The sequence below is a fragment of the Bowmanella dokdonensis genome (genome assembly GCF_017254865.1).
Taxonomy (GTDB): Bacteria; Pseudomonadota; Gammaproteobacteria; order Enterobacterales; family Alteromonadaceae; genus Bowmanella; species Bowmanella dokdonensis.
In genome coordinates this window covers 310,308-322,188 of record NZ_JAFKCV010000005.1, presented here as the reverse complement: position 1 = coordinate 322,188, position 11,881 = coordinate 310,308, and the positions used below count along the sequence as shown (strand labels likewise).

Genomic DNA, 11,881 nt, shown 5'->3' with positions numbered 1-11,881 from the left:
AGCTAATCTCACTTGGGCCCCTCTTTGCGCGAGAGCCCGAAAGCCCCCTTTGGTCCGAAGACATTATGCGGTATTAGCAGTCGTTTCCAACTGTTGTCCCCCTCGCAAAGGCAGATTCCCAAGCATTACTCACCCGTCCGCCGCTCGTCACCCAGGGAGCAAGCTCCCCTGTGCTACCGCTCGACTTGCATGTGTTAGGCCTGCCGCCAGCGTTCAATCTGAGCCATGATCAAACTCTTCAATTAATAAATCATGAATATATCTTTTGCCGACACTCTTTTAACGAGTGTCCACACAGATTGTCTCGTTGCTAATTGTTAAAGAACACTGCCTCTTGGGCTGCCCGAGTCGGCCTGGGCCTCTCTCAAGCGGGACGCGAATTCTACGCTATCCTTTGGTGATGTCAAGCAAATTTATTTAGTAATTTGTTTTTGTCACCCTTCGGATTTGTCGTTGCCGATGTCTCTCGAAGTGGCGCGCATTCTACAGAGTGGAGAATTTTGATCAACCGCTTTTTTCGGTTTTTTTGTTGTTTGATGGCTTATTAGCCATCTGGCGCATTAAACCGTCGTTTTTGCTAGTATTCTATGTAAGCAGAAGAGGAAAGCCGACCAATGAATTTAGCTTATTACAAAGACAAGTATCCCCGCCTGGGCATAGATTGCTATATAGAAGACAGCGCGATTGTTAAGGGCGATGTAACACTGGGGGACGATTCTAGCATCTGGCCCTTTGTTGCAGCCCGCGGGGACGTTAACCATATCCGTATTGGTGACAGGACCAATATACAGGATGGCACAGTATTACACGTTACCCGTAAATCGGAATCCAACCCTGATGGCCATCCCCTATTGATTGGCGATGATGTGACCATAGGCCACAAATGCATGTTGCATGGATGCATATTGGGCAACCGCATCCTGGTAGGCATGGGCGCTGTGATCATGGATGGAGTTATAGTGGAAGATGATGTGTTTATTGGGGCTGGGAGCCTGATTCCACCGAACAAGCGACTGTTGTCAGGTTATCTTTATGTGGGCAGTCCCGCAAAACAGGCCAGGAAACTCAACGACGCCGAGCTGGCCTTTCTCAAACAATCCGCCCTCAATTATGTCGAGCTGAAAAACGATTACCTCGCTCAGGGCTAGGCCAGATAATCTCTCAATGCCTGTCTCACTCTGGTTGTGTCAGGCATAACCCCCCGCCATAGGGAAAAACTCAACGCCGCCTGCTCGACCAACATACCGAGGCCGTCCAGTTGCCTGGCCGAACCATGCTCTTTGGCCCAACGATTGAAAGCCGTTTCTTCCCTGCCATACAGCATGTCATAGCAAACTATCCGGTTGTTAAGCAACCGGCTGTCGATGGAGGGGACCTCCCCTGCCAGGCTGGCAGACGAGGCATTGATAATCAGATCGTAAGGCTCATGGGGGACGTCCACCAAGCCGCTGGCGGATACCTGCCCGTAGGCGGAAAACTGTCTGGCAAGATCCAGCGCTTTTTTCTCCGTGCGATTTGCCACATGAATCAGAGCCGTTTCTTTCTTCAACAGCGGTAGCAGTGCGCCTTTAGCCGCCCCACCGGCTCCCAGCACAAGAACCCTGCTATTTTTTAACTCAATCCCATTAAAGATAAGATCGGTAACCAGGCCAGATCCATCAGTATTCTCTCCCAGTAACCTGTTGTCCTTCATTATCAGGGTATTCACTGCACCCGCCATCTCGGCTGACGAAGAACACTCATCAACCAGTCCAAAAGCCTGTTCTTTGAATGGCAGGGTCACATTGGCGCCTTTACCTCCGTGAGCGAAAAAGGTCTGCACTGTTTCGGAAAAGGCGTCCAGCGGTGATAGGATTGCGTCGTATTGCAAAGACTGATTTGTCTGCTCGGCAAATAATTTATGAATATAGGGCGATTTGCTGTGAGCGACGGGATGACCGAAAAGTGCGTACTTATCCATGGCATTGACGAAGATGAAGAACTGGCTGTCGAGACTAACGCAGAAAAGAACTGACGACAAACCATCCAGCCTGTATGAATTGATTGGCGGGGAAAAGGTGGCGGCAAAGCTGTGCCAACGTTTCTACGATATCATGGAGGAAGAGGTCAATGTGGCCGAGCTGCGCGCCATCCATCCACAAGATTTAACCCAGACCCGACAGAAGTTTTATGAATTTATGACGGGCTGGTTAGGCGGACCGCCTCTGTTTGAAAGCAAGTATGGACATCCAAGGCTGAGGGCCCGCCACCTGCATGCCAGGATAGACGATCAGTTGGTCAACCAATGGCTGTATTGTATGAAGCTGGCCTTAGAGCAAAGTGTCAAAGATAGGAAGCTGCGCCAGGTCATCTGGCAGAATCTGCTGCCCCTGGCGCACCATATGAAGAATCATTCGGCTATTTCTGAAAGCCAGTTGCGTGGCTGAAGAAAGTGTTGGTAGAGCTGTTCCTCACGACTACCGGGTAGAGGTGTGAAATCGTACTCCCACCTTGCCATTGGGGGCATGGACATCAGGATGGATTCGGTCCGTCCTCCACTTTGCAGGCCAAACAGAGTGCCCCTGTCATAGACCAGGTTGAATTCCACATAGCGGCCACGGCGGTATAACTGGAAATCCCGCTCCTGTTCACCAAATGGCAAGGCTTTGCGACTTTCAACTATCGGCACATAGGCGTCCAGAAAGCCGTTACCTACGGCTTGCATAAAGGCAAAACTTCTCTCGAATCCCCACTCGTTCAGATCATCGAAAAATAGTCCACCGACACCACGGGTTTCATCCCTGTGCTTAATATAGAAGTATTCATCACACCATTTCTTGTATTTGGGATAGACCTCTTCCCCAAAGGGTTGGCAGAGATCCCTGGCCACCTTGTGCCAGTGCTGCACATCTTCCATAAAAGGGTAGAATGGCGTGAGATCGAATCCTCCCCCAAACCACCACACTGGCGGTTCTCCTTCCTTTTCGGCAACGAAAAAACGAACATTGGCGTGGGAAGTGGGGACAAAGGGATTATGCGGATGAATAACCAGCGAGACCCCCATAGCCTGAAAGCTGCGTCCCACCAGTTCTGGTCGGGCAGCCGTGGCTGAGGGCGGGAGCTGAGTACCATAGACATGGGAGAAATTGACCCCTCCCTGCTCGATAACCTGACCTTTTCGGAGCACCCGAGTACGACCCCCACCGCCCTCCTTTCTCTGCCAGTTATCCTCGGCAAAGTTACCTTTGCCGTCCACCAACTCCAGGGTCTGGCAGATGCTGTTTTGTAATCCCAACAGGAACTGTTTAACCCGATCCAGATTAATTTCTGACATATTCAATCCACTACGCTCTGATTAGCTGACCGGTCAGGCCATGACGAATCTGCGAAGGCTGTGCATGCGCTCCCACCGCCCCATCTACAATCAGCACCTGATCCCTAAAGGCCTCTTCGACCTGCTGAGCAGTGCGGGCTGGCTCCTCACCCGCCAAATTGGCACTGGTGGACACCAGCGCCTTACCAAAAAAATCACATAAATCGCGCACTAACGGGTGGGCCGATACCCTTACAGCAACCAGATCGGACCCACCGGTAATCCAATCCGGCGCGGCCAGGGATTTGGGTAACAGCCAGGTAAAGGGACCTGGCCAACTGGAAACGATTTCCGTACGTCTGTCCATTGGAATGGCACTGTCTTTAACATAAGGCAGAAGCTGGGAGTAATTACTCGCTATCAGTATAAGACCTTTTTCCACTGGTCTATTCTTCAATGCCAGCAATTGCATGACTGCTTCTTCGTTATCCGGATCACACCCGAGGCCATAGACGGCCTCTGTAGGGTAAGCCAGCACAGCACCCTGTTGAAACGCTTCTTTTAACGCGGGTTGCCAATTGAAAGACATAAGAACTCTTACTTATTTTATGGTCTGGCGGCATGATAAAGCATGGACTGGGATGTGCAAACTGCCCTCTCAGTCCGAGGAAAGCTTATGTTGGCAGCCTCGTTGCGGACATTGCATTATACCGCCTTTATTAATCATCAGGGGCCACTTACAGACCGGGCAGGCGTGCTGCACAGGAGGCTGATTAAGTAGATAACGGCATTGTGGATACTGATCGCAGGCATAGAAGGTCTTGCCAAAGCGGTTGGTACGTTTTTGCAGATGACCTTTTTCACAAGCCGGGCAGGTAATGCTGCTTTCCTGAGGCTGCTCCAGCTTATCCACATGGTGACATTCCGGGAAGTTGGTACAGCCGATAAACAGACCGTAACGACCCTTCTTAACTGCCATGGAGGATTGGCAATGGGGGCACCGGGAACCCTCAATGACTTTGACTTCCTGGTACTGGTATTCATGCAGAGGTTTACTGAAATGGCAATCGGGGTAACCACTGCAGCCGAGAAAAGGACCGCTTTTACCTGAACGAATCTGCAATTTAGCCTGACATTGAGGACAATCCCCATAGGCATGCTGCAGAGCATGTTCATCGGCTTTGAAGAGGGAGTGATCTATCTTGGACATAAGGCCATTATGTCACACTCAAAGCCCGCTTAATATCTAAGCGTTGTCTGGGTCGGCTTGTCAGTGTAAGGGGCCTTCCGGCTCCTCAAACAACAGGTCTTCCATCTGTGCATAGGCATTCTCCTTACCTGGCACATTGAAAAGGACCATCAACACCACCCACTTGAGATCTTCCAGGCAAAATTCCATGGCGTCGATTTCCATGACCCTGTCAATGACCATCTCTCTGGTACTGGCATCCAGCACCTTGATCTGCTCCAGAAACATCAGAAATCCGCGGCATTCCACATCCAGACGCATCTCCTCCTCGTGGGTGAAGATACGGGTAACTGGCATGGCGGACATGTTCGCCAGGTAGGGGTTTGTATCGGATTCCTGCAAGGCAGCCAATTTTTCCAGCCAGGACAAAGCCTTGTATATTTCATCATGATGGAAACCTGCACGCACAAGCTCATCGGTCAACTCGTCCTGGTCGACACGGATTTCGGTTTCACTATGGATGAAGTTCTCGAAAAGATACATGAGGATGTCAAACATACTATTTTCCCCCCAATTTGACGTAACCACCGGGGACGGCAGTTACCAGGCCACGCAGCTCATATTCTAATAATTGTGCAAGCACTTGTGTCACCGGCATGCCGCTGCGCTGTGCAATCACATCAATGGATGTGACTTCGAATTCTACACTATCTAACAATGGATCCTTTGCCAAGCAATTCCCGGCACTTTTTTCCTCTCCAGGACCGTGGATACTCTGGGATTCTGAAGCAAACTCCTGAAATTCATCGAGAATATCTTCTACCTTTTCGACCAGTATAGCACCCTGCCTGATGAGGTGGTGACACCCCTTTGCCAGCGGATTATTAATGCTGCCCGGGACGGCAAATACCTCACGTCCCTGCTCAAGGGCGTACCGGGCCGTGATCAGGGAGCCGCTGCGAAGGGCCGCTTCCACCACCAGAGTTCCAACACTCAGCCCGCTGATAAGACGGTTACGCCGGGGAAAGTGCTCAGGCAATGCCCCCACTGGCGGGGCAAATTCCGACAACAGGCATCCGCCCTGTGTAATGATTTCATCAGCCAAATCCACATGCCGCCTGGGATAAATGTGATCCAGTCCGGTGCCCAGCACGGCGATGGTTCTTCCCTTCGCCGCCAGGGCCCCCCGGTGGGCCCACCCATCAATACCCAATGCCAATCCGCTGGTCACCACAATACCCCTTTCGGTCAGGGCTTTGGCCAGGTTATGAGCGGTGTCGCGGCCAGCGGGGCTTGGGTTCCGGCTACCGACAATGGCGATTTGCAACAGGTTCAAAACAGTGGGGTCGCCCTTAGCAAACAGAATCAGAGGTGGTCGGGCGATCTGCCTTAACCGGTCTGGATAATCCGGGTGATCTAAAGTGAGCAGAAAGTGGTGGGGTTCTGATTTCTGCCAGTGGAGTGCAGCATCAATCCAGTCAGTATTGGGATGGCGCAGACTCTGGATCTGCGTCGCCGAGAGCCCCATGTCCCGAAGCCTGGCGTCGTCCATATCAAACAGGCTGACCAGGTTATGGTCCGTCCGCTCCAGCAGGTTGGCCATACACTTGCTGCCCAACCCTGGCAATTGTTCCAAAGCCAGCCATTGCCTGAGTGAGTTCTTAGCTGACATGTTCCTCCCCTGAGCCTTACCCCTGGCTGTTTACGCTTCAGGGGTGCGCAACAATGGCCCCTCTGGTCACCATTTTGGAGGCTTTGGTAATCAGTGCATAGCTGGTTTTGTCGAACACTTTGAAAACCACCAGTTCGCCTATTTTCATCGGCGGAGCGGTAAGCGCCTCCTCCTCACCAAGCGCCTTGGAAAACCAGGTGGTTCCGGCGACATATTCGGGCTTATCCCGGGCGCTGATACTTGGACCTGGCTGATAGATGCCCATTACCGTCCCGGGTTGCATGTTCTGGTATTCTCCCAGATCCAAAGCGACCACATCCAGCTTGCCCATCATATTGTGCTCACGCAGGTTACCTATAACAAAGCCCCGTTGCTGTCCTGCGGGCGTCAATCGAATCTCCTCCCCCAACGGCAAGGTGTCTGCAGAAGCGAGTCTGTCTCCCTGTGTTGCCTCAAAATTAGACGCCTTGACCCTGACCAGGTGCATGCTCACTTCTTCGGTGGGTACCAGGCTGGCATCTGCCACATGCCTGACCTGCACGCCCAGAGGGTTATCGTCCATGTCATACAGTACATTCTGTTTACGCAGCACTATCATGTCGTCCAAGCCTGCATCATTCTGGCCCAGCACCAGATCCCCTTCCGCAAAACGTATTCCGCCGTCATAGTCTCCCAATAGCTTGGGCAGTCCAAGATAGGCTTCTTCTGTCATGACCAGTCCATGCTCCAGATATGGCTCGATCACTGACCAGGGCAGAACAGGTACAGGCTCTGCAGACTTCTGCATGCGCTCAACCGTTGGGCTTATTTTGATCAGAGGTTTGGCCCTGCTCACCAACAACTCGGGCTCGCCATCGGCATTGACTGTCAGCCTCAGTTCATCGCCGGGAAAAATCAGATGCGGGTTACTGATGGTGGGATTGTTCCGCCACAGCTCAGGCCACTGCCAGGGCTGTTCCAGATACAAGGACGAGATATCCCAAAGGGTATCCCCTTTTTTAACCACATAAGTACCGGGGGCATCAGGTTTGACCTGGACCGCCATACACCAGGCCGGAAGCAGCCATAGCAACAACCACTTCTTGGAAAACGTTAATTTCATATCTCCCCCAACGGGCAATGTTTTACCCTTGCGATGTTCAAATAGTGCCCAAGCACTTGGAGCAACGGCCCCATCACCCTGCCTGCGATCCCAGAAACAGAACGGGAACAAGTTATTATGTTTTATTGTCAATTGGGCTAGAATAGCTGGTAAATCCAAGGATTAAATAGCCTTTTGCGGCAATTCGTATGAGATTTAATATTCTTGGGATCACCCACCAATTGTAGCTGAAGAAAACATGGCCAAATTAGAAGTTCTGCGTTTCCCCGACGAACGCCTCAGAACCGTTGCCAGGCCGGTAACGGAAGTCGATGATCAGGTCCGCCGCCTGGTGGATGATATGTTCGAAACCATGCGCGAAGAGAATGGTATTGGTCTGGCAGCTACCCAGGTCGATGTCCACCAACGCATTGTGGTGATGGATGTGTCTGAAGAACAGAACCATCCGCTGGTATTCATCAATCCGGAAATCACCGAGAAAGACGGTCTCACCATCAGCGAAGAAGGTTGTCTGTCTGTCCCGGGCAACTACGCCAAGGTGGAGAGGGCCGAAAGAATCAAAGTCACGGCACTGGATCGCAACGGTAAGGAGTTCACCCTTGATGCAGAAGGGCTGCTGGCCATCTGCATCCAGCACGAGCTGGATCACCTGCGAGGAGTGCTGTTTGTTGATTATCTTTCCCCCCTCAAACGCCAGCGAATCAGGAAGAAACTGGAAAAAGAAGCCCGTCTGTTGGAAAAAGCCTGAGGTCCAGTCTTGAATCCCATGAGAATCGTTTTCGCCGGTACCCCGGATTTTGCCGCTCGTCACCTGCAAGCGCTGTTGACGTCCCATCATGAAGTGCTGGCAGTTTACACCCAACCGGACCGGCCGGCTGGGCGCGGGAAAAAATTGCAAGCCAGCGCCGTCAAACAGCTGGCTGAATCTCACTCCCTGCCAGTCTATCAGCCCGCATCGCTGAAGACAGAAGCGGCCCAGCAGGGGTTGGCCAGGCTAAAACCGGATCTGATGATAGTAGTCGCCTATGGACTGATCCTGCCCCAGACGGTACTCGACATACCCTCCATGGGCTGTCTGAATGTGCACGGCTCACTGCTGCCACGCTGGCGCGGGGCCGCACCCATTCAACGGTCTATCTGGGCGGGGGATGAGGAAACCGGTGTGACCATCATGCAGATGGACAAGGGCCTGGATACCGGAGCTATGTTGTATAAAGCCTCAGTACCCATCGAGACGACAGATACCAGTGCCAGTCTCTATGAAAAGCTGGCCAAAGTCGGTCCCCGGGCCCTACTTCATACGCTGGACCAGTTTGACAAACTGGTTCCCATCACCCAGGACGACAATCAGGCAAGCTATGCTGAAAAGCTCACCAAGGAAGAGGCCCGGATAGACTGGCAGCAGTCCGCAGAACAACTTCAACGTAATGTCCGCGCCTTTAATCCCTGGCCAGTGGCATACTTTGAGCTTGACGGCCAACCGATCAAAGCCTGGCAGGCCAGCGTATCAGCAGGTTCCGGACAGCCCGGTGAAATTCTTTCTGCTGACAAATCCGGCATTGTCGTAGCCACCGGCCAGAAGGCCCTTTGCCTGGAAGTCGTACAGTTACCGGGTAAGAAAGCCATGCCGGTGGCAGACATCCTTAATGCCAGGAAAGAGTTATTTAAAGTGGGAAGACAACTTAATTGAAGCCCTCCAGACTCAGGGCCGATGCGGCCACAGCTCTTTTCAGCGTGCTGGAGCAAGGTAAGTCTCTCAGAGAAGTGATGCCGGCTCTGCAGGCAAGGCATGAAGATAAAGACAAAGCCTGGCTCCAGGAGATGATTTATGGGTGCCTCAGAACACTACCCCAGTTGCAGCACTGGTCGAGACAGCTACTGAGCAAACCCCTGAAAGCCAGGCAGAAAGTGGTCGAGCATCTGTTACTGTTGGGCATCTATCAGCTGGCATTCACCCGCATCTCCCCCCATGCCGCAGTGGCAGAGACTGTGGGCGCCTGTCAGGAGTTAAAATGTCCCGGTTTAAAAGCTCTGGTTAATGCCTGCCTGCGCAACTTTATCCGCCAGCAACTGGCTGATAGACCAAGTGAAGATCCCCAGATTGTTTCTGGCCTGCCCAAATGGCTGTATAAGAAGCTGGTGCAGCAGTATCCTGACCAGTGGCAACAGATTGCCCAGGCCATGAACAGTAAAGCGCCGATCTGGCTAAGGGTGAATCAGACAAAAGTAAGCCGCCAAGTCTTCTGTGAAGCATTGGATCAGGAAAATGTTCAGTATCAGATACCACCGGATCATCCGTACGGGGTGATACTGGCCAAAGGATACGATCTGATGCGCCTACCGGGTTATGACCTGGGTTGGTTTGCCGCCCAGGACGGGGCGGCGCAATTGGCAGCCCCCTTGCTTGATCCACAGCCTGGCGACCGGCTCCTTGATGCCTGTGCGGCACCGGGAGGAAAAACCTGTCACTTACTGGAACTGCAAGATCAGTTACAAGAGTGTATTGCCCTGGACTCCGATGCAACACGCCTTAAACGGGTGGAGGAAAACTTGCAGCGACTAGGGCATCAAGCCAGGGTAATCTGCGGCGATGCGGCCAATCCTGCTACCTGGAACGAGAAAGGGTCGTTCGACAGGATTTTGCTGGATGCCCCCTGCTCTGCAACGGGCGTCATACGTCGCCATCCCGATATCAAATGGTTGAGAAAAGGTACAGACATAGCCCCTTTGGTCGCGCTGCAAGCCAGCATACTGGATGCCCTATGGACCCGGCTGAAGCCCGGTGGAGTACTGCTGTATGCCACCTGTTCGGTACTGCCTGAGGAAAACGCAGACCAGATCCGGCACTTCCTGCAGCGCCAGCACGATGCCGGACTGCTGCCGATAAATCCTGAGGAAACTTTGGATTCACCCGGTTTGCAACTCTTGCCGGGTGAAGGGCAAATGGATGGTTTCTATTATGCGAGACTGTTAAAGTCATAGAATTCAACGAATTCCGTTTCAGACACTCCTTTGAGCAGGCTGACAGGCAAATATAAGACAGACTATGAAGATCATCATTGTTGGCGCAGGTCAGGTGGGCGGTACACTGGCAGAGAACCTGGTCGGTGAAAAGAACGAAATCACCGTCATAGATTCAGACTACGACATACTGCGCAATCTTCAGGACAGGCTCGATCTGCAAGTGGTTTCAGGTTTTGGCTCCCATCCCGACGTGCTCAAAAAGGCCGGGGCGGAAGATGCCGATATGCTGATCGCCGTAACCAACAGTGACGAAACCAACATGACGGCCTGTCAGGTCGCCCACAGCCTGTTCAAGACTCCCACTAAGATAGCCCGTATCCGCTCGGAGCAATATCTGGCCTATCAGGATCAGTTGTTTAAGCACTCCGATGTACCGGTCAATCACCTGATCGCACCCGAACAACTGGTAACCCGCTCCATCAAGCGTCTGATCGACTATCCCGGTGCCTTGCAGGTAGTGGAATTTGCCGACGGGAAAGTCAGTCTGGTGGCAGTCAAGGCGTACTACGGCGGACTACTGGTGGGTCACGCTTTATCTGCCCTTAAAGAGCATATGCCAAATGTGGAAACGCGGGTGGCAGCCATCTATCGCCGTGGCAGGCCCATCCGCCCTCTCGGCACCACGGTGATTGAGGCGGACGACGAAGTCTTCTTTATCGCGGCGACCAAGCACATCCGTGCAGTCATGAGTGAATTGCAGAAACTGGAAGCCAGTTATAAGCGAATTATGATCGCGGGAGGCGGATTGATTGGCGCAGGACTGGCCCGCCAACTCGAGGACAAACATCAGGTTAAGCTGATAGAGTTCAACCAGGACAGGGCTAAGTACCTTTCCTCCCACTTAAAAAGAACCACGGTTTTCTTCGGTGACGCCTCAGATCAGGAATTATTGACGGAAGAACAAGTCGAACAGACGGATGTCTTTATCGCCGTCACTAATGACGATGAAGCCAATATCATGTCCGCCATGCTGGCCAAGCGCATGGGTGCGCAAAAAGCCATGGTGCTGATTCAACGAAGTGCTTACGTGGATCTGGTGCAGGGCGGTGAAATAGATATAGCTATCTCCCCCCAGCAAGCCACTATTTCTGCTCTCCTCACCCATGTAAGACGAGGGGACGTCGTCAATGTTTACTCACTGCGACGAGGTGCCGCTGAAGCCATAGAGGCCATCGCCCATGGAGATGCCAATACATCCAAGGTGGTAGGCAGAACCATCAACGACATCAAGCTGCCGCCCGGGACGACCATCGGCGCCGTAGTGCGCAAGGATGAAGTCATAATTGCGCATGGTGATACGGTCATCGAAGCAGACGACCATGTCATCCTGTTCCTGGTGGACAAGAAGTTTATCGGTCCGGTGGAGAAACTTTTCCAGCCCAGTGCATTCTTCTTTGGCTAGCCAGGACTGGCCTCTCCCCGCTTGTTGAACTAGCCTTGTATTTAGTCGACCAGACAGGTCGACGATGACAACCTGTTCTTGACGAGGATGTTCACCTCGCCCTTTGTCGCCGCCGTTACGTTTTGCCGGACCGTCAAACTGAATCTATCTTTCCCCTCACACTGGCGGCGGGTTGTCGCTACCGGTCAGGCCATACTGAT

13 protein-coding genes and 1 rRNA gene are annotated in these 11,881 nt (G+C 52.6%); 6 read left to right on the top strand and 8 right to left on the bottom strand.

Going from position 1 to position 11,881, the window contains the following annotated elements; translation table 11 throughout:
- A 16S ribosomal RNA gene (locus J0A66_RS11780) occupies nt 1-245 on the bottom strand; the annotation flags it as partial.
- A gap of 369 nt (nt 246-614) precedes the next feature.
- Between J0A66_RS11780 and J0A66_RS11775 the strand changes: the two genes are divergently transcribed.
- Nucleotides 615-1,148 carry a gamma carbonic anhydrase family protein gene (locus J0A66_RS11775; RefSeq protein WP_206574008.1) on the top strand — a complete coding sequence of 178 codons (534 nt, stop codon included), beginning with the start codon at nt 615-617 and terminating at the stop codon, nt 1,146-1,148.
- Here the strand turns inward: J0A66_RS11775 and aroE are convergent.
- Nucleotides 1,145-1,960: a shikimate dehydrogenase gene (aroE, locus tag J0A66_RS11770; protein ID WP_206574007.1), complete on the bottom strand. Its 816-nt coding sequence runs from the start codon at nt 1,958-1,960 to the stop codon at nt 1,145-1,147. The genes J0A66_RS11775 and aroE overlap by 4 nt on opposite strands.
- On the opposite strand from aroE, the gene J0A66_RS11765 reads away from it, so the two are divergent.
- Nucleotides 1,959-2,426 carry a group II truncated hemoglobin gene (locus tag J0A66_RS11765; protein ID WP_241264149.1) on the top strand — a complete coding sequence of 156 codons (468 nt, stop codon included), beginning with the start codon at nt 1,959-1,961 and terminating at the stop codon, nt 2,424-2,426. The genes aroE and J0A66_RS11765 overlap by 2 nt on opposite strands.
- On the opposite strand, the gene hemF is transcribed toward J0A66_RS11765, so the two are convergent.
- From hemF to J0A66_RS11735, 6 genes are all read right to left on the bottom strand, one after another.
- On the bottom strand, nt 2,390-3,313 hold the full coding sequence (gene hemF, locus J0A66_RS11760) for an oxygen-dependent coproporphyrinogen oxidase (RefSeq protein WP_206574006.1): 924 nt from the start codon (nt 3,311-3,313) through the stop codon (nt 2,390-2,392). The two genes, J0A66_RS11765 and hemF, sit on opposite strands and share 37 nt — an antisense overlap.
- Before the next feature lie 10 nt (nt 3,314-3,323).
- A complete protein-coding gene (tsaC, locus tag J0A66_RS11755; RefSeq protein ID WP_206574005.1) occupies nt 3,324-3,881 on the bottom strand; it encodes an L-threonylcarbamoyladenylate synthase type 1 TsaC in 558 nt (185 codons plus the stop codon).
- 69 nt (nt 3,882-3,950) lie between these two features.
- The gene (locus J0A66_RS11750; protein WP_206574004.1) at nt 3,951-4,502 is read right to left on the bottom strand and encodes a DNA topoisomerase family protein; all 552 of its coding nucleotides are present in this window, start codon (nt 4,500-4,502) and stop codon (nt 3,951-3,953) included.
- A 60-nt stretch (nt 4,503-4,562) separates the two neighbouring features.
- Complete coding sequence (locus J0A66_RS11745) at nt 4,563-5,039, bottom strand: DUF494 family protein (protein ID WP_206574003.1); 477 nt, start codon at nt 5,037-5,039, stop codon at nt 4,563-4,565.
- A 1-nt stretch (nt 5,040) separates the two neighbouring features.
- Entirely contained in the window at nt 5,041-6,153 is a 1,113-nt protein-coding gene (gene dprA, locus J0A66_RS11740) for a DNA-processing protein DprA (RefSeq protein WP_206574002.1), read from the bottom strand.
- A 37-nt stretch (nt 6,154-6,190) separates the two neighbouring features.
- The gene (locus J0A66_RS11735) at nt 6,191-7,255 is read right to left on the bottom strand and encodes a LysM peptidoglycan-binding domain-containing protein (protein WP_206574001.1); all 1,065 of its coding nucleotides are present in this window, start codon (nt 7,253-7,255) and stop codon (nt 6,191-6,193) included.
- Between the two features lie 238 nt (nt 7,256-7,493).
- On the opposite strand from J0A66_RS11735, the gene def reads away from it, so the two are divergent.
- The 4 genes from def to trkA all read left to right on the top strand — a co-directional run bounded on the left by def (nt 7,494) and on the right by trkA (nt 11,681).
- On the top strand, nt 7,494-8,003 hold the full coding sequence (gene def, locus J0A66_RS11730) for a peptide deformylase (RefSeq protein WP_206574000.1): 510 nt from the start codon (nt 7,494-7,496) through the stop codon (nt 8,001-8,003).
- Nucleotides 8,004-8,021: 18 nt separating this feature from the next.
- Complete coding sequence (gene fmt, locus J0A66_RS11725) at nt 8,022-8,945, top strand: methionyl-tRNA formyltransferase (RefSeq protein WP_206573999.1); 924 nt, start codon at nt 8,022-8,024, stop codon at nt 8,943-8,945.
- Complete coding sequence (rsmB, locus tag J0A66_RS11720) at nt 8,942-10,237, top strand: 16S rRNA (cytosine(967)-C(5))-methyltransferase RsmB (protein ID WP_206573998.1); 1,296 nt, start codon at nt 8,942-8,944, stop codon at nt 10,235-10,237. Before fmt ends, rsmB begins: the two co-directional genes overlap by 4 nt.
- Before the next feature lie 64 nt (nt 10,238-10,301).
- Nucleotides 10,302-11,681, top strand: coding sequence for a Trk system potassium transporter TrkA (gene trkA / locus J0A66_RS11715; RefSeq protein ID WP_206573997.1), 1,380 nt, complete (start codon nt 10,302-10,304; stop codon nt 11,679-11,681).
- Nucleotides 11,682-11,881 lie beyond the last annotated feature (200 nt).

Bases quoted from the DNA above. Each gene is read 5' to 3' on its own strand.
- J0A66_RS11775 (WP_206574008.1), top strand. From the start codon at position 615: ATGAATTTAGCTTATTACAAAGACAAGTATCCCCGCCTGGGCATAGAT.
- J0A66_RS11765 (WP_241264149.1), top strand. From the start codon at position 1,959: ATGGCATTGACGAAGATGAAGAACTGGCTGTCGAGACTAACGCAGAAA.
- aroE (WP_206574007.1), bottom strand. From the start codon at position 1,960: ATGGATAAGTACGCACTTTTCGGTCATCCCGTCGCTCACAGCAAATCG.
- hemF (WP_206574006.1), bottom strand. From the start codon at position 3,313: ATGTCAGAAATTAATCTGGATCGGGTTAAACAGTTCCTGTTGGGATTA.
- tsaC (WP_206574005.1), bottom strand. From the start codon at position 3,881: ATGTCTTTCAATTGGCAACCCGCGTTAAAAGAAGCGTTTCAACAGGGT.
- J0A66_RS11750 (WP_206574004.1), bottom strand. From the start codon at position 4,502: ATGTCCAAGATAGATCACTCCCTCTTCAAAGCCGATGAACATGCTCTG.
- J0A66_RS11745 (WP_206574003.1), bottom strand. From the start codon at position 5,039: ATGTTTGACATCCTCATGTATCTTTTCGAGAACTTCATCCATAGTGAA.
- dprA (WP_206574002.1), bottom strand. From the start codon at position 6,153: ATGTCAGCTAAGAACTCACTCAGGCAATGGCTGGCTTTGGAACAATTG.
- J0A66_RS11735 (WP_206574001.1), bottom strand. From the start codon at position 7,255: ATGAAATTAACGTTTTCCAAGAAGTGGTTGTTGCTATGGCTGCTTCCG.
- def (WP_206574000.1), top strand. From the start codon at position 7,494: ATGGCCAAATTAGAAGTTCTGCGTTTCCCCGACGAACGCCTCAGAACC.
- fmt (WP_206573999.1), top strand. From the start codon at position 8,022: ATGAGAATCGTTTTCGCCGGTACCCCGGATTTTGCCGCTCGTCACCTG.
- trkA (WP_206573997.1), top strand. From the start codon at position 10,302: ATGAAGATCATCATTGTTGGCGCAGGTCAGGTGGGCGGTACACTGGCA.